This is a genomic window from Psychrobacter sp. H25 (genome assembly GCF_059076335.1).
On sequence record NZ_JCACRV010000001.1, the window covers coordinates 1,065,946 to 1,084,324 of the forward strand.

Sequence of the window (18,379 nt, forward strand, 5' to 3'; positions counted from 1 at the left end):
TATCGACATAGCATTGACTCGGCTAATCTGCATTCTCCAATATCCTTTTTCAAAAATCAAAAATAGAGTCTAACAGATGGTTTGAGCACTACTACAAGTAGTCGCTACCACTCTGATAGCACTCATTTGACTTTTGTGATTGATATAACCTATGAGTTAATCTAATAATGACTATTGCTTCTACTCTACGCTTGAGCCTATATGGCGTTGCTCTTAGTGCCGTTAGCACACTTAGCCTCATCGGCTGTTCAAACTCCTCTACTGATACTACAGCGACAACTGAAAATAGTAGCGCTACAGACAAGCCTGCCAAATCCATTGCGATTACCCAAATTGTTGAGCATCCCTCATTAGATGATATGCGCCGCGGTATCATTGATGAATTGGCAGATAATGGTTATGTGGAAGGTCAAAACCTAACGGTTAATTTTCAAAGTGCACAGGGCAATACAGCGACAGCCGGACAGATTGCCAAGCAGTTTGCAGGAGACAATCCGGATGCTATCGTGGCTATCTCGACACCATCGGCTCAGTCGATTGTAGCGGCGACCACCACGATCCCTATTATCTATACCGCTGTATCAGACCCACTGGGTGCCAAGCTCATCACCGAAGATGGCAAACCTTTTCAAAGCAATTTGACAGGACTATCAAGTCAGCTGCCGCTAGAGCCGCAGTTGGATTTATTGCAGCAGATAAAGCCTGACCTAAAAACAATAGGCTATGTCTACAGCCCAGGCGAAGCCAACTCAGTATCATTGCGAGAGAGTCTCAAACAAGCCCTACCAGCACGAGGTCTGTCGTTGTTAGATATTCCTGCCAATCGCCCAACCGATATCGGTATGGCAACGCGTAGCTTGCAGGGGCGTGCAGATATTATTTATACCTCATTTGACAATAACGTCGCGTCTGCCTTTGAGGCAATGACACAAGCAGCAAATGAGTTAAAACTACCGATTATCGCATCTGATGAATTCAGTGTGAAACGCGGTGCCACAGCTGCTCTTGGTGTCAACGATTATGACTTTGGACGTACCACAGGCAAAATGGTATATCGTGTATTAAACGGTGAAGCCGTCAATACTATCGAGCCTGAAGTCATGAACGATCTGACCTTGTATGTCAGTCCTAAGCACGCTAAAACACAAGGTGCCAACTTGCCAGCAGACTTGCTAAAAAATGCCATCAATGTCGATACTGATACCAAATAAAAAGTATTCAGCTATCCATTAGCACATTCATTATTTATATAGTGTATGGACACACTATTATTTTAGGAGTAAAACCCATGTTGTCTCAAAATCGTTTTGGTCGTTTTAATTTTGGCAAAGCTATCTTATTAGGCGGCGTCTGCACCGCTATCTTGACGGGTTGTAATCAGTCGCCAACAGATGATCCGGATACTATTGATGGTGCAGTAGGCGGTGATACGGTAGCGATGAAGACAGTCGCTATCACTGCTATCGTCGAACACCCAGCGCTTGATGATGTGCGTAAAGGGGTCATTGATGAACTGAACGAAGCAGGATTCAAGGACGGCGAAAACCTAACGGTTAACTTCCAAAGCGCGCAGGGTAATACGGCGACTGCAGGACAGATTGCTAAGCAATTCGTCGCTGACGCACCAGATGTTATCGTTGCTATCGCCACGCCATCTGCACAGTCTGTTGCCGCTTCTACTAGCAGTATTCCATTAGTATTCTCTGCGGTAACTGACCCAGTAGCTGCCAAGCTCGTACCTACTCTAGATGGTTCTGGTACCAATGTCACAGGCGCATCAGATGCTCTACCATATGAGCCACAAATCGAGTTGATGCGTCAAATCATTCCAGATCTAAAGAACGTCGGTTATGTCTATAGCCCAGGCGAGGTCAACTCGACTGTTATCCTAAAGAACCTAAAAGAGAAACTAACGCCGCTAGGTATCAATGTACTCGAAGCGCCAGCACAGCGTAGTAATGATATTGCGATGGCAGCCCGTAGCCTCGAAGGCAAGGTCGATATGATCTATACGTCGACTGATAACAATGTGGTGTCTGCGTACGAGTCACTCTATCAAATCGCAAGAGAAAGCAAAATCCCGCTTATCGCATCGGATACCAGCTCGGTTGAGCGCGGTGCCGTTGCTGCACTAGGCGTAGACTACTATGAGCTTGGTCGTGAAACGGGCAAAATCGTTGTGCGTATCTTAAACGGTGAAAAAGCAGGCGCTATCCCTGTTTATACCCCGCAAGCGCTTAATCTATATGTCAGCCCAAAACATGCCAAAGAAGAAGGCATTACTTTGTCACAAGCGGTTATCGATAAAGCAAAAGAAGTGGTAGAATAACGCACCTTTATATTTAGCTCAGAGTAGCAGCCGTTATAAGATAGCCGTAACGCTTATTAATTGATCGTCTATCTTATGCTTCGATGTTAAATGTTAGACAAGAAACCCAGCTATGAATCAGTAGGCTGGGCTTCTTGTTTCAGTAACGCCTATTTCAATAAGCTTGTTTCGTATATTGCGGTATTTAGCTTGTGGCTTATCTGGTACTTGTTGCGTAAAATACACTTTACCTCATCGAATATTGCTGTTGCTTGAATCAGAGCTTTAAACCAAGGTAACTTATGATCGTTATTAATCGTGACCTGTTTTGGTTTACCCTAACCGCAGATTGCTTAATCTGTTAAATTCACCGCTTAGCTGTTTAGCATGTAGAGGGTTTTGGCCATTGCCACTTACCTATCTTGATACCATACGCTAGACACTGGGTTATGACTTACTGATCTCTTATGTCTTTAATTGCTTTTTTTGGTGCGCTTGAAAGTGGTCTGATTTATGGCCTAGTCGCACTCGGTGTGCTGATTTCATTTCGTACACTCGACTTTCCTGATTTGACCGCTGACGGTAGTTTTCCGTTAGGCGGCGCCGTCGCTGGCATTTCTATCGTCGCTGGTATCAACCCGTGGATCGCCTGTGCTTTTGGTATGTTAGCAGGGTCAGTCGCTGGTATCGTCACCGCATGGCTGCACGTCAAGCTCGGTATCCTGCAACTGCTCGCTAGTATCTTGGTGATGGTCGCTCTATATTCTGTCAACCTACGCATTATGGGTGCGCCAAACCTACCTTTGCTTGGTGAGACGACGGTATTTAGTAGCTTAGTCACTGACGGCAATGGTTATTGGATGCGCTGTCTGATTATCGGTGTCGTCGTCGCGCTCGCGATGTTATTTTTAAACTGGTTTTATAGCACCGAAACTGGGCTATCGATGCGCGCTACTGGCTCAAACTTAAGAATGGCACAGGCGCAAGGTATCAATACCTCATGGATGACCATCATCGGTATGGCGATTTCTAACGGCTTGATTGCCTTAGCGGGTGCGCTATTTGTCCAGACCCAAGGCGGCGCTGATATCTCTATCGGTATCGGTACCATCGTTATCGGTCTAGCAGCGGTCATCATTGGTGAGACCATCATTCCTGCCAAGCGTATTTGGCTGATTACCTTTGCTGTTGTGGTCGGTGCGGTATTGTACAAGCTGTTCATTCAGGTGGCGCTATCAAGCGATACCTTACGTAGTATCGGTTTTGGTCCGCAGGATTTGAACTTGATTACTGCACTACTCGTGGTATTAGCCTTGGTATTGCCAAAAGCAAAAACGAAGTTTTTATCACGCAGGGTTCGCGCCTAATGACAGTTAAAGCAAATGTTCACAACACTTGCAACGCTTGAAGAGACAATAAGGAATAACGATTATGATGCAGGCCACCGATTTACAGCTGACCTTTAATCCGGGCACACCTATCGAAAACCCTGCCCTACGTGGTATCAGTTTGAATATCGCTGATGGTGAGTTCGTCACCGTCATTGGTACCAATGGCGCAGGTAAATCGACTTTTTTGAACGCCGTCAGTGGTACAACGCGCGTCGATAGTGGCTCAATCTTGCTCAATGGCATTGATGTCACCAAAAAATCTGCCCATCAACGTGCACACTGGGTTGCTCGCGTCTTTCAGGATCCAATGGCAGGTACTTGTGAAGCCCTGACTATCGAAGAAAACATGGCATTGGCTTATAAGCGCGGCGGCAAACGCGGTTTGAAGTTTGCACTTAACCAAGACAACCGCGACCTGTTCCGAGAAAAGTTATCAGTATTGAAGTTAGGTCTAGAGAATCGTTTGACCGACCGTATGGGTCTGCTCTCTGGTGGTCAGCGGCAAGCCGTAAGCCTGCTGATGGCATCTTTGCAGCCCTCTAAGATTTTGTTGCTTGATGAACATACTGCAGCGCTTGATCCAAAGACTGCCGCTTTCGTTTTAGAATTGACAGACAAAATCGTCACCGATAACAAACTCACTACCATGATGGTGACGCACTCTATGCAGCAAGCATTGGCACATGGTACACGCACCGTGATGCTGCACCAAGGGCAAGTGGTCTTGGATGTCTCTGGAGATATTCGTAAAGGCATGACCGTACATGACTTGTTAGATATGTTCGAGCAAACACGTGGCGAAAAGGTCGAAGACGACAGTCTAATTTTAAGCTAAAGCTTCTCAACTTATGAATTTTACGTAGCAGATATAACTGTTTTAACGCCTCCTAAAACCTTCAAGAGAATTGATTTTTCTTGAAGGTTTTTTGTTATCTATAGTTAATGATCATATGAAGTTTCTGTTGACCATTATATAGTTGTTGTCTATCAATGCTCCGCTATTGTCATCTATCTATGAGGTCTGTCATGCGCAAAATTCCTATTTATTCCCACCCTGCTGCTGGTTGGCCTGCGCTGATCTCGTCGACTCAAAAACTGATGGACTATAAGACGTTTCTGCGAGGCGGTATTAGCGTGCTCAAAAGCAACCAACCTCAAGGCGGATTTGACTGTCCAGGCTGTGCATGGCCTGATCATAAGTCGCATAAAGCCATCGATGTTTGTGAAAACGGCATCAAGGTCATTGCCAGCGAGACTATGACTCACAAAGCAGATGCCGATTTTTTTGCGAAGCATACCGTCACTGAACTACAAGGATGGTCTGGTTACGAGCTTGAGCATAGTGGCCGCTTATCAGAGCCTGTCTATTATGATGCCGAGCAAGATCGCTACGTCCCTATCCCTTGGGAAACCGCTTATAGCTTAATAGCCGAACAGCTGGGACAACTTGATTCACCCGATGAAGCGTTATTTTATACATCAGGGCGCGTGACCAACGAGCCAGCCTTTTTATATCAGTTGTTTGTACGCTGTTTTGGTACCAATAATTTACCTGATTGCTCTAATATGTGTCATGAGCCCACATCGGTCATGCTCAGCAAACAGTTAGGTATTGGTAAAGCGACGGTCATGCTAGAAGATTTTGAGCAAGCCAAGCTTATTTTGATGTTTGGGCAAAACCCAGCGACCAACCATCCACGTATGCTGGAGATGCTTGCACACGCGCATGAGCAAGGGTGCCGAATCATCTCAATCAATCCGATGCGTGAGCAAGGTCTAAATAAATTTAGAAATCCGCAAAAACCAACGCATATGGCAGCTGGTCAAAGTGCTGACATGGTTGATGATGTTATTCAAATTCAAATCGGCGGGGACGCTGCGCTATTAACGGGCATTGCCAAATGGCTGATTGAAAACGATAGAATCAACCATGACTTTATCACTACTCATACCTCAGGTTTTGATCCTCTCAAACAGTGGCTAACAGCGCAGACTTGGGGAGATATTACGCTCGGATGCGGTATCACCCAAACAGATATTGTCAATCTCGCTAAATTGGTTGCTGACAGCCCAGCGACGATTTGTACTTGGGGCATGGGCATCACCCAACACGTGCAAGGCGATGACAATGTCGCCATGATTACCAATTTACTGCTACTAATGGGTATGATCGGTATTGATGGTGCAGGTGCCTCTCCCGTTCGTGGTCACTCTAATGTTCAGGGCGATCGCACCATGGGTATCCACGAGCGCCCTAGCAAAAGCTTGCTAGACAGTCTTGAGCGTGTTTTTGAGCAACCTATGCCACAAGAGCATGGTTACGATGTCGTCACAGGAGCCAAAGCGCTTATCGCGGGTAAACTAAAAGTCTTTATGGGTATGGGCGGTAATTACGCGGTAGCAGCCCCTGACACGAGCGCTATAGAACAAGCATTAACCACCACTCAACTCAATATATTTGTCGGCACTAAACTTAATGAGACGATGTTATATCCAGGGGCAAACAATATAATTTTGCCTTGCCTAGGCCGTACTGAGCGTCTTGCGACGACAAAAGGTGAGCAGTTTGCCACAATCGAAGACTCAATGTGCCAAATCGTTCCGACTCAAGGCAAACTAAAACCTGTGAGCGACACTTTAAAATCTGAAGCACAAATTGTGGCAGATATAGCGGTTCATGTACTCGGTGCTGACTCGTCTATTCCTTGGCTTGCGATGAGCGAAGATTTTAATCTTATTCGGGATTATATCGCTCAAGCTATTAATGGATTTGAAGACTTCAATCAACGCATTCGCACCTCTGAGCGTGGTTTCCATTTGTATCATGCGGCGCGTCACCACGTATGGAATACTGAGAGCGGCAAAGCGCAGTTTGAAGTACCACAATACCCTATTACGTATGTTGCAGCCCAAATGGAAGATGCGCAAAGCATTGATGAAGATAAGAATACAACGCAAAAAGTAACGCAAAAGGTTTGGCAGTTGACCAGCGTCCGTAGTCATGACCAGTTCAACACCATGATATTCGGGTTTAAGGACCGCTATCGCCAAACCAATCGCCGCGATGTGTTGTTTATGCATCCAGATGAGATAAGCCGCTTAGGTTGGCAAAAAGGTGACCGCGTTATGGTGACTCGCCAACGTGCTAAAGACAGTTCAGGACAACCACGCATACTAGGTCCACTGATATTAACGGAGATGGACATTGCCTCTAATGCAGTTGCTGCTTACTATCCTGAATGCAACGATCTGTTCGATTTAGACACACATGCGCCAGACTCTCATATTCCAGCATACAAATCGACGACCGTTATTTTGGAGCGCATCAATGCAGGCGCTCGAATAGCTGAGCCTGCGTAAATGACTATGATAACTGCAGATAGAGTTGAGCAAAGTGAGTTGCCTAGCACCACCGATATGATGGATGATACAGCTGAAACTAACGCGGTTACGACAGATTTATTTAAAGATACTGCAGCGTCTGGAATGCTGCTTGCTCGTAACCACTTAGCGCATAAGCATTATTACTCATTAGATAATGATAGACTTAATAATGGGAACAATACCTCTCAAGCTTATATCGAATCTCAGACCACCAGTTTGGCAGTAGAAGCAGCGGTTTCAATTATCATCAATGGGATTCATTATGCGGTATTAATGGCCAGTCCTTACCAACTAGAGTATTTGGCTGTTGGCTTCTTATTTAGTGAAGGATTGATCCAGCACAGTCACGAGTTGCTCGACTGGGAAGTGACTCATCTTACGGATATTGATAGCTACCAAAAGTTTGCTCAGGCTTCAAGAGACGAGAATTTCGAACCATCATCATTTGAGCAAAGCTTACAACAATTTCAAGATTACGATATCTATGTCGTAGAGCTGGTCTTAAGCCAGCGTTGCCATCAACGTATCCAAGCTCAGAAGCGGCAATTAGCAGGGCGTACAGGCTGCGGTATGTGCGGTATCACTGGCCTGACACAGGCATTGCCCGACTTGAGCTACTACTCACAAGCAAACATACATGGCTCTAAGGCAGCTGTGCCAAGCCTTGACTATCTATTAGGACTACGTCAGCAAGTGGATACCGCACAGCACACCCATCAGCTAACAGGCGCTGTGCACGCAGCGGCAACGATATACAATGGGCAGTTATACTTGTTTGAGGATGTGGGACGCCACAATGCGCTCGATAAATTAATCGGTTGGCAATTGCGACAAAAAGTAGCGGTTGATTGCGTACTCATGACCTCACGCCTATCGATTGAACTGGTACAGAAGTCTGTTCGTAGCCGCATACCTTGGCTTGTCGGTATGTCGGCTCCTACCAGTACAGCCGTGCGTGTCGCTGAACGCTATGGTCTTGGGTTAGCGGGATTTTTGCGTAACAACCGAGTTACTTACTACTCACAAGGCTAAATAATATTAAAAGAGATAAAGGTAATGATAAAGAGATTGCTCATCAAATTGAAATTTGATATTTAACACGTCTTTATCCTTTTATTATTTAATCATAACTAAATCAATATCAACTCAACCAATTGAAAATAAAGGGTAAATATATATTAATTAAAAATAACCTTTGTTTGTATAAAAAATGACTTGTAATTTGGCATATTTTTGCTAATATAGTCCACCTTGATTGGCTGGATGGCAGAGTGGTCATGCAGCGGACTGCAACTCCGTTAACGCCGGTTCGATTCCGACTCCAGCCTCCAATTATTTATTAACTTTACGTTAATTTTGGCTTGCATTATTATCCCAACCGATTATAATAGCGACCACTTATCTAGTAACCAGATGGTCTATCAACTGGTCTACATATTAGATAATACAAGTTTTGCCCGGGTGGTGAAATTGGTAGACACAAGGGATTTAAAATCCCTCGCTAGCAATAGCGTGCCGGTTCAAGTCCGGCTCCGGGTACCATTACATAGTCCTATACTATCTTATAGAACAGCTAAAGCCCCTGATATCAGGGGCTTTGTTGTATCTGGCGTTCTATACTGTCCTGCTACATAGAACTTTATTCAAAAGCTCTATATATCAATACTCCATGCGCAATTGCCATAATAACTAGAGTCGTGGCACAAGCCAAGATATTCAAAAAGCGTTTCAAATATTCTCACTTGCACCACTACGCTCAGCAAAACCTATATCATTGTCATACTTGAGACTTTTAAAGTTATGCTGATATCATGGTATAAGAGACCACTATCACATCTCTAGTAGTGCATCACCATAGTCGTCACGTAAGTCTTTTTTCACCATTTTTCCAGCACCATTGAGCAAAATACTGTCTGTAAAGATAACTTTGTCAGGTATTTGCCAGCTAGCAATCTTGTCTTCATAAAAACTTAGTACTTGTGCCTCGTCGAGTTCTGCATTTTCTTCTTTAACTACAATTAATACTGGACGCTCACCCCATTTTTTGTGTTTTGCAGCAATTGCGGCTGCCATTTTTATCTGTGGATGTGCTACTGCAATATTCTCAAGTTCTACTGAAGATATCCACTCCCCGCCAGATTTGATTAAGTCTTTTGATCGATCACGAATATTCATATAACCATCAGAATCAATGGTGGCAATATCACCGGTATCAAACCAGCCATCTTCCGTAATGGCATCAGGGTTTTCTGTATAGTAGTCGTTGATAATCCAGTGACCTTTGATTTGTAGGCGACCTTGTGAGATACCATCTTCTTTCACTTTTTTAAGCGGCTCATCAGTATCTATGAGGCGTAACTGCACGCCATAAGGCGGACGACCTTGAGAGTTACGTAATTCATTAATCTCATCTTTACTCAAAGATTTATGCTTAGCTTTGATTTGGTTCATTGTTCCAAGCGGACTGGTCTCCGTCATACCCCAGCCATGTACCGCATCGCAGTTGAAATCCTCTCTAAAGGTTTTGATTACTGATGGTGGACAGGCAGCCCCGCCAACGATAGTACGTGTCATGCTGTCTAGCTTACTTCCTCTGGCTTTAGCTGCCGTTAATAAGCTTTGCCAAATTGTTGGGACACCCAAAGCGACGGTTACGTGATAATCGTCAATGAGGGAAACTAAGCTGTCGCCATCAAGATTGGGACCTGGAAGCATCAAGGAGCAACCAGTCAACGCAGCAGCATAAGGAGTACCCCACGCATTGACATGGAACATAGGTACTACAGGTAGCAAGACATCTTGAGCAGATAGCGCTGAGACATCAGGCATACACAGCGCCATCGCATGAAGTACAGACGATCGATGGGTATACAATATCCCTTTAGGGTTGCCTGTCGTACCTGAGGTGTAGCACAACGAGCTGGCAGTAGACTCATCGAACTGAGGCCACTCAAAGTCAGGAGAGTGATCTGCTAGTAATTCGTCAAAGAATAATACATTCGGTAGCTTTGCGACAACATCATCATCTCGATCACTTAGACAAATAAAGTGTTCAATACCTTTGATATCTTCTTTAATTGCCATAATTAATGGCAAAAAAGTGACATCAAAGAAAAGCACACGATCATCAGCATCATTGATAATGTAGCTTAGCTGCTCAGGGAATAAGCGTGGATTGATGGTATGACAAACCATCCCACTGCCTGAAATGGCGTACCACGCTTCTAGATGACGATGGTTATTCCACGCTAGTGTGGCAAGGCGCTCTGAAGACTTGAGTCCAAGGGTAAATAAGGCATTAGCCAGTCGTTTTGAGTTATCCGAAATACTCTGCCAATTGGTATGAGTCATCTGACCATCTACTTCTTTGGACAAAACCGCCGTATCGCCATGGTAGCGCGCGGCGTGTTCGATAAGACCGCTGATCAGCAATGGCTGATACATCATTTTTCCTAACATAGTACATTCCCTGTAGTTGTTTTAATGTCACCTTACTCTTATGAGTACATCTTCTGATGCTAAAATTAGGCCACAACTAAGAATAATCAGAATTATGGATGATGACAAGCGAATATTATGAGCTGATTAGATAACAAAAGCCTACTACCAAGCATCTAGTGCTAGATTATTAAAATCACGCCTTTTATTTATGACTTCTCTAACAGAGATTTATAAGCCCCCCTGCTGTTAACGCTTTCAACAAGTAATAGTAAAACAAAAAATCCGACCACCTTAAGTGATCGGATTTTTGATATTTAGTAGTCATGAGCAAAGACAGTAAACGAGTGCTCAACTTATAATGTCATCAAAATTAAGTATGATGCGACATACTTTTGAGCCGGGCGCTATAGCTACTTTTTTAATTACAAAGGTAACAGACGATGCCGAAATGTGTTTGCGTTATTAGCCATTACATACTCTCTTCGACTGGCTAATTTTGCCATTCTTACACACGAACTTGCCACCTTCGCAATGAGACACACCGCCCATTTTACCAGAGCATGGCTTATTCTGAGCATTCGCCTGCATGGCGGGTGCCATGAGTAATAACGATACAATAAAAGCTGACCACAATTTCATCATAACACCCTCAATAGTTGCGCAATATAATCGAAAATATATCACTACAAATGACTCTCATCAACAACTATCTGACTTATGTCTATTACTCAGAAACCAGCTTCATCTTGTGTCAGTTCACTTATCTCGATTGGCACAGCATAAAGCCACGTCCTATCAGCATTACAATAAAACTGTCCCTCTTCAAAATTTACAATACAAGCTGTAAAATCGTTATCCGCTTGGTCATCTAACGCATCTTCATCGCTTATGTCGCTCACGGCACACCATACTTCTTGGTGACCATTCTTAAGCATTGAACGGGTCAACTCGCTTCCTACAACTCCCTTATCCATAATGATAACTCCTACGATGAATATGATCGTTCAGTTAAACAATTGGGATAATAGGAGCAGTCACCTGAATATATCTTAGAGTTCCGATGTCCTAACTGTTTTATGCGTGCCATTGTTATTCTACATAAACATCATGACATACAATTAACCGTTAAAGAAGCGACTATAATAGTCCAAGCGCATCGTTGAATGACTATAAATGCTGATGCTCAGACCCACAAGGTCCAACTGTTTTAGACAATAACTGCTTACAGTCCTACTTCATCCTGAGTAAGTTCCACCTTTTTAATCGGTACAGCATAGCGCCATAAATTGCCTTGATCGCAGACAAACTTATCTTGTTCAAAAGATACGATAGTGACCAATAATTCGTAATACCCATTATCGATAGTTGCCATCGCATGATCGTCATTAACATTGCTCACAGCACACCATACACCGGTATCGCTGCGTTCTAGGATCGCTTGTGTCAACCTACTTCCTTGTAGTTCGATAATCATCTCTAATCCTTAAAATATGACCCGTTGAGTCTCTACTTTACCCATAAATTCACTTTCTGCAATATATTTTTTAGACTCAGAAGTTTTGAATGGGCGTATTAGAGCGCAAATCTCATTACTTAAGATAGAGATTTCGTTGATTAAAATGGTACAACTGACAGGATTTATCAGACCAGAAACTATGCGATTTGATGACAGAACAGCGTGGGAGGGTCGAACTATTTTTGTTAATATTAAGCAGATTTATAATATCCGGTACTACTAGTAATACCAACATTCTATATAGAGCATCATAGGACGAGATAGAAATTAAAACCTAAAAAACAGGCAAAATAAAGGGCTGACAGTCTATGACGGTCAGCCCTTTATCAGTGTTTGGTGGAGATGGCGGGAGTTGAACCCGCGTCCGCCAGCATTACGCTCATGAATCTACATGTTTAGTTTCTGTCTTTAATTTTAGTCCGCACCGATCCGACAGTCAGGATGGATTGGACGATTCTCTACTTTTGAACCCAAGCGATTGAGACAACCCCTTGTGGCGAGCCTACATGCGGACGCTTCAACTTAGTTAACCAACTGTAGGTGATCAGCAACTAAGTAAGCAGGGTTTATGCTGCTAGAGCGTAAGTTTCGTCGTTTGCGACTATAACAATATATGTTTGATTAACGAGAGGACATACACTCTCGACATGCATCATTGAGTTTCATCACCAGCGTCGAAGCCAGAACATCCCCAATAAGGTCGCTTATTATATAGGAATATCAGGCGAGTTTTCAACCTATATGAGACCTGTATTACATTACGTTACAGCTTAGTAGACTAAGCCAAAACCGTGTTTAACCACTGACCGATATTTTGAATCTGCGGCATGCAGACCTGATGTGCCATCGGATACGTATTATAAGAGACATTATAGTCCTTTGCTGACAATAACTGCTGTGCTTGCTCACCTAGGATGACAGGTACCACTGGATCATGCGAGCCATGTTCGATCAAAATTGGCATGTCTTTATTAGCGGCGCTATACTCAATATTATCATTGGTCGCTAAGTAGGTAGAAAGTGTCATCAAGCCAGCCAAACGTTTTGGGTAGCCAAGTGCCACGTGATATGCCACTGCCCCGCCCTGCGAAAACCCTGCAATAACGATATGCTCTGGTAACACGCCGCGCTCTATCTCACGACTGATCAAATCTTGTATCTGCTGAGCAGACTCTTCAATCTGAGCCACATCTACTTTACGCTCCAGACTCATCTCTATGATGTCGTACCATGCTGGCATCACCATGCCGCCATTTACCGTGACTGGGCGTTTAGGTGCATGTGGGAAGATAAAACGTACTGCCATATCATCAGCCAGTCCAAGCTGCGGTACCACTGGCTCAAAATCATGACCGCTAGCACCTAAGCCATGCAGCCAAATCACTGCGCGATCTATCTTTTTTTGAGAGGGATTGTGCTCAACGACGACTGCGTCTAAATAGTTACTCATAGTTATCCTTAATAATGTAGTGAGATATGCCTTAAGCATTTCTATCTTTTTTGCCAAAATAATGTGTGTGTCATTATATGGTCAATATCATCTGTTAGTTTGAGAGTATGGTCAATAGTGAGGTACTAAATGGACAATAGCAAAAATGTGAACTCTATAAAAAGACACGTATGATCTTAAGACTGATAGGTTCAATACTATCAAGCTTGAATACTGTTAACTGTCTATTCTTTAGTACACTTGCCTACAATAGTATCCGCATTAATGCTAAATTCTTACACGGTTAAGCTTTTACAAGAATACATTGACTTTAGTGCTTTTTAGCAAAACGTTATTTTTTTAATTCCTATCCATATAACCGATGGGATTTTTATAATTTTGCAGGAACATTTTACATGACAATTTTTAATAAATCAGCGCTTGAGCTGAGTAAGCAGACGCCGGCCAAGGTTAATAAGATTAATCTTGCCTTACCTTTAACGCTGATCAGCTCATTATTGATAGTAGGTTGCACTGCCGATAGCCGCTCAATGCTCACATCAAAAGCCCCTTCATCGACGACGCAACCGCAATCGTCTTCACCTATTGCATACACCTATGGCGTGCGTCCGTTTTATCTGATCAATGATATGGACGAGGGACCACTAAGAGAAGAGCTACAGGCGTGTAAAGGGCAACTGCCAAGTAAGACTGACTTCTCTATTGCCCATCGAGGTGCGCCATTACAACTGCCTGAACATACCTATGACAGCTACGTGGCGTCAGCGCAAATGGGTGCTGGCATCTTGGAATGTGATGTAGCGTTTACCAATGATGGGGAGCTTGTCTGTCGTCATGCCCAAAACGATTTGCACACCACTACTAATATTTTGACCACGCCGTTGGCCAAGCAATGTACCGTACCGCCCATCTTAGATGCTAAAGGCAAACTTACCAATGCCGGCAGTATCGAATGCCGAACCTCAGATATTAGCGGTGCTGAGTTCAAGACACTGACGGGTAAAATGGATGCTGCCAATAAAGAAGCAACCAGCATTAGCGAGTATATGAATGCAACCGCGCCTTGGCGAACGGATTTGTATTCACAAAACGGCAAGGTGATGACGTTAAAAGAGCATATCGCATTGGCACGCCAGCTAGGTATGAAGCACACACCTGAGCTAAAAGCGCCTGCAGTGACCATGCCATTTAATGGCTATCGTTTAGACGACTACCGCCAACAGCTAATAGACACTTATAAAGCTGCCAATGTACCTGCAAGCGATATGTTTGCTCAGTCATTCAATATAGAAGATCTTGATTACTGGATCAAAAATGAGCCCGATTATGGCGCTAATGCCGTCTATCTTATAGATGACAGCAACGAGACCGCTAAGGATAAAACATTTGATAAAGATGACGCAGCCACTTGGAAACACTCATTGGCTGATATCAAAGCACGTGGTATCAACACCATTGCACCAGCGCTTTGGCTATTGGTCACTACTGATGGTAAGGGAAATATGCAACCATCAGAATACGCAAAACAAGCCAAGGCTAATGGTCTCAACATTATTACGTGGTCAATAGAACGCTCAGGACCGTTAACGAATGGTGGTGATTGGTACTATAGCGGTCTTGACGATGCCATCAATAATGATGGTGACATGATGAATTATATTGACGTACTAGCACAAGACGTTGGTGTTCAGGGTATTTTTTCGGACTGGCCTGCTACAGTGAGTTACTATGCCAACTGCAAAGGTCTTAAATAGGTTTTAGCTTAGTCTATTAACAGACAATCATGCTTAATCTTTATTATCAAGGTCAGCTTGTTCATTGAGCTGGCCTTTTTTGTTGAATGCATCAAGGGAGTAACATCATAAACGGTTTACTTAGCACCTCCCTTTTCCATTAACTTTTCACATCATTTGACTCATGGCAGCAATAGCAACATACGCTTTTGTGCTACGATAATTTAATAAGATTATAAGACGATGTAGAGACTATGACCCATATTTTACTGGTAGAAGATGATCCTGCTATTGCCATGTCACTCAAAGTGACTTGCAAGCGTGAAGGCTGGAATATGACATGGTTAGATAATGCCAGTAGCGTGTTACCCATGCTGCACAGTGATGAGGCTCGCGACCTATCAGCGATTATTATGGATGTCGGTCTGCCAGATGGTGATGGTTTGAGTCTGTGCCAACAAATACGTCATGCAACTGATATCGATACGCTAAAAGATTTACCTATCGTGTTTTTGACTGCACGTAGCGATGAGGTCGATCGTATTTTGGGGTTGGAGATGGGCGGTGATGACTATTGCTCCAAGCCTTTTAGTCCACGTGAACTAGTCGCACGCTTAAAGGCTATCTGGCGACGTGAGCAGTTACTGGTTCAGCAGTCTGAATCTTATACAACTAATGACAAAGTTGAAAACACGCCCGCAAGCAACCTAACTGGGCAGGCACTGACGTTCGAGAATCAATCTGGTGTTTGGCACTATCAGCCGCTTAATTACTCATTGAGATGGCAAGAACAAAAGCTTGAGCTTAGTAACACTGAGCGCAAAATCTTACTGTCATTATTACAAGCACCGAACCAAGTGTTTAGTCGTGAGCAACTGCTTAATGCAGTAAGCGACTATCCCGACCATCGCTTGGCGCGCACGATTGACAGTCATGTTAAGTCGATTCGTAAGCAGTTGGCGACCATCGATGCGAGTATCGATGTGATTCACACACATCGCGGACTGGGTTACGCACTATGTCCTGCTTGATAATGGCTTTGAACCTATGAATCATAAAGCCGATAACCGTAGTGATAGTAATAGCAATAGTGCCATCAATCGTGATCACAACATCGACGATGATCAAAGCAATTGGTATGCCAAACTGCACCCTATTGGTACTGCGCAGCAAGTCCCTAAACGCAAGCGACTGCTCAATCTGAGTATATTCTTTAGAATTTGGTTGGCGGTCGCTTTGGTACTCATTGTCTGCGGTGTGGTTGCCTTTACTCAGTTATTTGGCTACGTCAAGCCCACTGCACAGCAAGTCATTGAAGATACACTACTAGATACCAGTAAATTACTTGCTGCTAGTCTACAGGTGCCTCTATCTACAGGTCAGCTTTATGATGAAGCTTACCAGGCGCAGCTTGATGCTGCGTTTGTTGATATGTCAACGACTGACGATAGTCTGGGCCCTGTCTACCAGACCAAAAACCATACCAGCTTTCGAGTATATGTGACAGACAGTAGTGGCAAGGTCATTTACGATTCGCTCCCCAAACCTGATAACAACGAAGGACAGAATTACGGACGCTGGAACGATGTCTATCTCACACTAAGAGGTCAGTACGGCGCAAGAAGTACGCTAAAAGATTACCAACGGCGTGATGGTTCGGTCATGTATGTGGCACAACCAATAAAAAACGCATCTGGTGACATTATGGGCGTGGTCAGTGTCGGCAAGCCTGTCGCTAGCATATTGCCCTACTTAGACGATACGCGTAATCGCATGCTCATCACCGCGCTATTTATGAGCATCGCAGCCCTTATTCTGGCAGGACTAGTAGCATGGTGGCTTAAGCAAAGCATTACCTTAGTCACCCAATACACTAGTGCACTAGCAGAAGACACCAAAAAGCCCTACTTTTATCTCGGTCATGAACTAAATAGCCTAACAGACACAATCGAGTCCATGAAACATCGCTTGGAGAATCGTGCTTACGTCACTGACTATGTGCATACGTTGACGCACGAGCTTAAAAGCCCGCTGACTGCGATACGCGCCAGTGGTGAGCTATTAGAGGATGATGGCATGGATGGAAATGCCCTTGATCATGATGATCGGCAGATGCTTATCGAAACGATAGGTGAACAAAGTATAAAAATGCAGCAGCTTATCGATCGACTGCTATTACTTGCTAAAGTGGAGCAGCCTACCTTTAAGCTCAATCGTCAGCCAACGTCCCTACTGCCATTATTGCAGAGCCTGATAAAAGACAATACAGCTAAACAGCAGCAGCAGAACCTTAAACCTATTGATATCTATATTGATAATGAGCAAGTGACCAACAACATAGACTTGCCAGCAGATATCTTAGCGTCTACTAGCGTGTTCGCTGATGAGTTTTGGTTGATACAAGTGCTACAGAACGTACTAGATAATGCCATTCATTTTGCTGACAGCATTGTTGAAGTTTCTTTGCATGGTACAGCGCGGACGGTAACTATCGATATATTTAATGATGGCAAGCTGCTGCCTGAATACGCTATCGCAAAGGCTTTCGAGCGTTATTTTAGCTTATCGCATCAGAGCCAACCCTCTTACCAAACCGCTGAATCAAAACCGGCTACTAACGCTGGTAGTACGCTCAAAAAAGGTACGGGGCTTGGACTGACTTTGGTAAAACAAGTCATCGAACATCACGGTGGTCAAGTCACTATTAACAACACCCATGTCGACAAGAGTAAAGCTAGTGCTAGTAAACTCAGCACCCATCAAAAGCAACGTTCTGGCGTCATTGTTAGTATCAGCCTACCATTGGCTTAGAACTAAACATTCACGGCAGTTCATCAATTTTCCATCATGACTGCATATGATTTCTATCTCTTCACTTTACGATAGCGCTATAGGCTGTTGAACAGCCAAATTCGTAAAGCAAATTAGGAGAAGATATCAAATGGCAAAATTACTCACTGACAGCCTTACTATTAGAGATTTAGTAGGTCATAGCCGTTATCATTGTATAGAGATATTATCAAACCAAGGGCTGAGTAGCATTGATTTTGGGCACTGGTTAGCAATTCCCAGTCAGCGGTTATTACTAATTTTTCGGCATCAACAATGTGTGGCTATTAATGATTATAAATTAGCAGCCTAATACTTTGACAGCTC

The 18,379-nt window shown here is 43.8% G+C and carries 15 protein-coding genes, 2 tRNA genes and 1 other RNA gene; 12 read left to right on the forward strand and 6 right to left on the reverse strand.

Features of this window, described 5'->3' with window-relative positions:
- Nucleotides 1-167 precede the first annotated feature (167 nt).
- The 8 genes from AC5JPO_RS04145 to AC5JPO_RS04180 all read left to right on the forward strand — a co-directional run bounded on the left by AC5JPO_RS04145 (nt 168) and on the right by AC5JPO_RS04180 (nt 8,625).
- Entirely contained in the window at nt 168-1,211 is a 1,044-nt protein-coding gene (locus AC5JPO_RS04145; RefSeq protein WP_493853351.1) for an ABC transporter substrate-binding protein, read from the forward strand.
- A 77-nt stretch (nt 1,212-1,288) separates the two neighbouring features.
- The gene (locus AC5JPO_RS04150; protein WP_493853352.1) at nt 1,289-2,329 is read left to right on the forward strand and encodes an ABC transporter substrate-binding protein; all 1,041 of its coding nucleotides are present in this window, start codon (nt 1,289-1,291) and stop codon (nt 2,327-2,329) included.
- 446 nt (nt 2,330-2,775) lie between these two features.
- Nucleotides 2,776-3,675 (forward strand): ABC transporter permease, encoded by a 900-nt coding sequence (locus AC5JPO_RS04155; RefSeq protein ID WP_493852610.1) that lies wholly within the window; start codon nt 2,776-2,778, stop codon nt 3,673-3,675.
- 64 nt (nt 3,676-3,739) lie between these two features.
- On the forward strand, nt 3,740-4,534 hold the full coding sequence (locus AC5JPO_RS04160) for an ABC transporter ATP-binding protein (RefSeq protein ID WP_443524455.1): 795 nt from the start codon (nt 3,740-3,742) through the stop codon (nt 4,532-4,534).
- A gap of 191 nt (nt 4,535-4,725) precedes the next feature.
- Nucleotides 4,726-7,059, forward strand: coding sequence for an FdhF/YdeP family oxidoreductase (locus AC5JPO_RS04165; RefSeq protein WP_493853353.1), 2,334 nt, complete (start codon nt 4,726-4,728; stop codon nt 7,057-7,059).
- On the forward strand, nt 7,060-8,115 hold the full coding sequence (gene fdhD, locus AC5JPO_RS04170) for a formate dehydrogenase accessory sulfurtransferase FdhD (protein WP_493853354.1): 1,056 nt from the start codon (nt 7,060-7,062) through the stop codon (nt 8,113-8,115). It begins immediately after the preceding gene.
- 225 nt (nt 8,116-8,340) lie between these two features.
- Nucleotides 8,341-8,414 (forward strand) — tRNA-Cys (locus tag AC5JPO_RS04175).
- Nucleotides 8,415-8,538: 124 nt separating this feature from the next.
- A tRNA-Leu gene (locus AC5JPO_RS04180) sits at nt 8,539-8,625 on the forward strand.
- 288 nt (nt 8,626-8,913) lie between these two features.
- Here the strand turns inward: AC5JPO_RS04180 and AC5JPO_RS04185 are convergent.
- The 6 genes from AC5JPO_RS04185 to AC5JPO_RS04210 all read right to left on the reverse strand — a co-directional run bounded on the left by AC5JPO_RS04185 (nt 8,914) and on the right by AC5JPO_RS04210 (nt 13,490).
- Nucleotides 8,914-10,542 (reverse strand): long-chain fatty acid--CoA ligase, encoded by a 1,629-nt coding sequence (locus AC5JPO_RS04185; protein WP_493853355.1) that lies wholly within the window; start codon nt 10,540-10,542, stop codon nt 8,914-8,916.
- A gap of 444 nt (nt 10,543-10,986) precedes the next feature.
- Nucleotides 10,987-11,163, reverse strand: coding sequence for a YdcA family protein (locus AC5JPO_RS04190; RefSeq protein ID WP_493843473.1), 177 nt, complete (start codon nt 11,161-11,163; stop codon nt 10,987-10,989).
- Between the two features lie 89 nt (nt 11,164-11,252).
- A complete protein-coding gene (locus tag AC5JPO_RS04195; protein WP_319050129.1) occupies nt 11,253-11,498 on the reverse strand; it encodes a hypothetical protein in 246 nt (81 codons plus the stop codon).
- Between the two features lie 248 nt (nt 11,499-11,746).
- Nucleotides 11,747-11,998: a hypothetical protein gene (locus AC5JPO_RS04200; protein WP_443524461.1), complete on the reverse strand. Its 252-nt coding sequence runs from the start codon at nt 11,996-11,998 to the stop codon at nt 11,747-11,749.
- A 376-nt stretch (nt 11,999-12,374) separates the two neighbouring features.
- Nucleotides 12,375-12,733, reverse strand: a transfer-messenger RNA (tmRNA) gene (gene ssrA, locus AC5JPO_RS04205).
- An 85-nt stretch (nt 12,734-12,818) separates the two neighbouring features.
- Nucleotides 12,819-13,490 carry an alpha/beta hydrolase gene (locus AC5JPO_RS04210; protein WP_493853356.1) on the reverse strand — a complete coding sequence of 224 codons (672 nt, stop codon included), beginning with the start codon at nt 13,488-13,490 and terminating at the stop codon, nt 12,819-12,821.
- A 395-nt stretch (nt 13,491-13,885) separates the two neighbouring features.
- Here AC5JPO_RS04210 and AC5JPO_RS04215 point away from each other — a divergent pair, with 395 nt between their 5' ends.
- From AC5JPO_RS04215 to AC5JPO_RS04230, 4 genes are all read left to right on the forward strand, one after another.
- Nucleotides 13,886-15,244 (forward strand): glycerophosphodiester phosphodiesterase family protein, encoded by a 1,359-nt coding sequence (locus AC5JPO_RS04215; RefSeq protein WP_493853357.1) that lies wholly within the window; start codon nt 13,886-13,888, stop codon nt 15,242-15,244.
- A gap of 233 nt (nt 15,245-15,477) precedes the next feature.
- Nucleotides 15,478-16,254, forward strand: a complete 777-nt coding sequence (locus tag AC5JPO_RS04220) for a response regulator (RefSeq protein WP_493853358.1) — start codon at nt 15,478-15,480, stop codon at nt 16,252-16,254.
- A gap of 16 nt (nt 16,255-16,270) precedes the next feature.
- Nucleotides 16,271-18,034 (forward strand): two-component system sensor histidine kinase CreC, encoded by a 1,764-nt coding sequence (gene creC, locus AC5JPO_RS04225; protein ID WP_493853359.1) that lies wholly within the window; start codon nt 16,271-16,273, stop codon nt 18,032-18,034.
- A 130-nt stretch (nt 18,035-18,164) separates the two neighbouring features.
- Nucleotides 18,165-18,365, forward strand: coding sequence for a hypothetical protein (locus AC5JPO_RS04230; protein ID WP_493853360.1), 201 nt, complete (start codon nt 18,165-18,167; stop codon nt 18,363-18,365).
- Nucleotides 18,366-18,379 lie beyond the last annotated feature (14 nt).

Bases quoted from the DNA above. Each gene is read 5' to 3' on its own strand.
- AC5JPO_RS04145 (WP_493853351.1), top strand. From the start codon at position 168: ATGACTATTGCTTCTACTCTACGCTTGAGCCTATATGGCGTTGCTCTT.
- AC5JPO_RS04150 (WP_493853352.1), top strand. From the start codon at position 1,289: ATGTTGTCTCAAAATCGTTTTGGTCGTTTTAATTTTGGCAAAGCTATC.
- AC5JPO_RS04155 (WP_493852610.1), top strand. From the start codon at position 2,776: ATGTCTTTAATTGCTTTTTTTGGTGCGCTTGAAAGTGGTCTGATTTAT.
- AC5JPO_RS04160 (WP_443524455.1), top strand. From the start codon at position 3,740: ATGATGCAGGCCACCGATTTACAGCTGACCTTTAATCCGGGCACACCT.
- AC5JPO_RS04165 (WP_493853353.1), top strand. From the start codon at position 4,726: ATGCGCAAAATTCCTATTTATTCCCACCCTGCTGCTGGTTGGCCTGCG.
- fdhD (WP_493853354.1), top strand. From the start codon at position 7,060: ATGACTATGATAACTGCAGATAGAGTTGAGCAAAGTGAGTTGCCTAGC.
- AC5JPO_RS04185 (WP_493853355.1), bottom strand. From the start codon at position 10,542: ATGTTAGGAAAAATGATGTATCAGCCATTGCTGATCAGCGGTCTTATC.
- AC5JPO_RS04190 (WP_493843473.1), bottom strand. From the start codon at position 11,163: ATGAAATTGTGGTCAGCTTTTATTGTATCGTTATTACTCATGGCACCC.
- AC5JPO_RS04195 (WP_319050129.1), bottom strand. From the start codon at position 11,498: ATGGATAAGGGAGTTGTAGGAAGCGAGTTGACCCGTTCAATGCTTAAG.
- AC5JPO_RS04200 (WP_443524461.1), bottom strand. From the start codon at position 11,998: ATGATTATCGAACTACAAGGAAGTAGGTTGACACAAGCGATCCTAGAA.
- AC5JPO_RS04210 (WP_493853356.1), bottom strand. From the start codon at position 13,490: ATGAGTAACTATTTAGACGCAGTCGTCGTTGAGCACAATCCCTCTCAA.
- AC5JPO_RS04215 (WP_493853357.1), top strand. From the start codon at position 13,886: ATGACAATTTTTAATAAATCAGCGCTTGAGCTGAGTAAGCAGACGCCG.
- AC5JPO_RS04220 (WP_493853358.1), top strand. From the start codon at position 15,478: ATGACCCATATTTTACTGGTAGAAGATGATCCTGCTATTGCCATGTCA.
- creC (WP_493853359.1), top strand. From the start codon at position 16,271: ATGAATCATAAAGCCGATAACCGTAGTGATAGTAATAGCAATAGTGCC.
- AC5JPO_RS04230 (WP_493853360.1), top strand. From the start codon at position 18,165: ATGGCAAAATTACTCACTGACAGCCTTACTATTAGAGATTTAGTAGGT.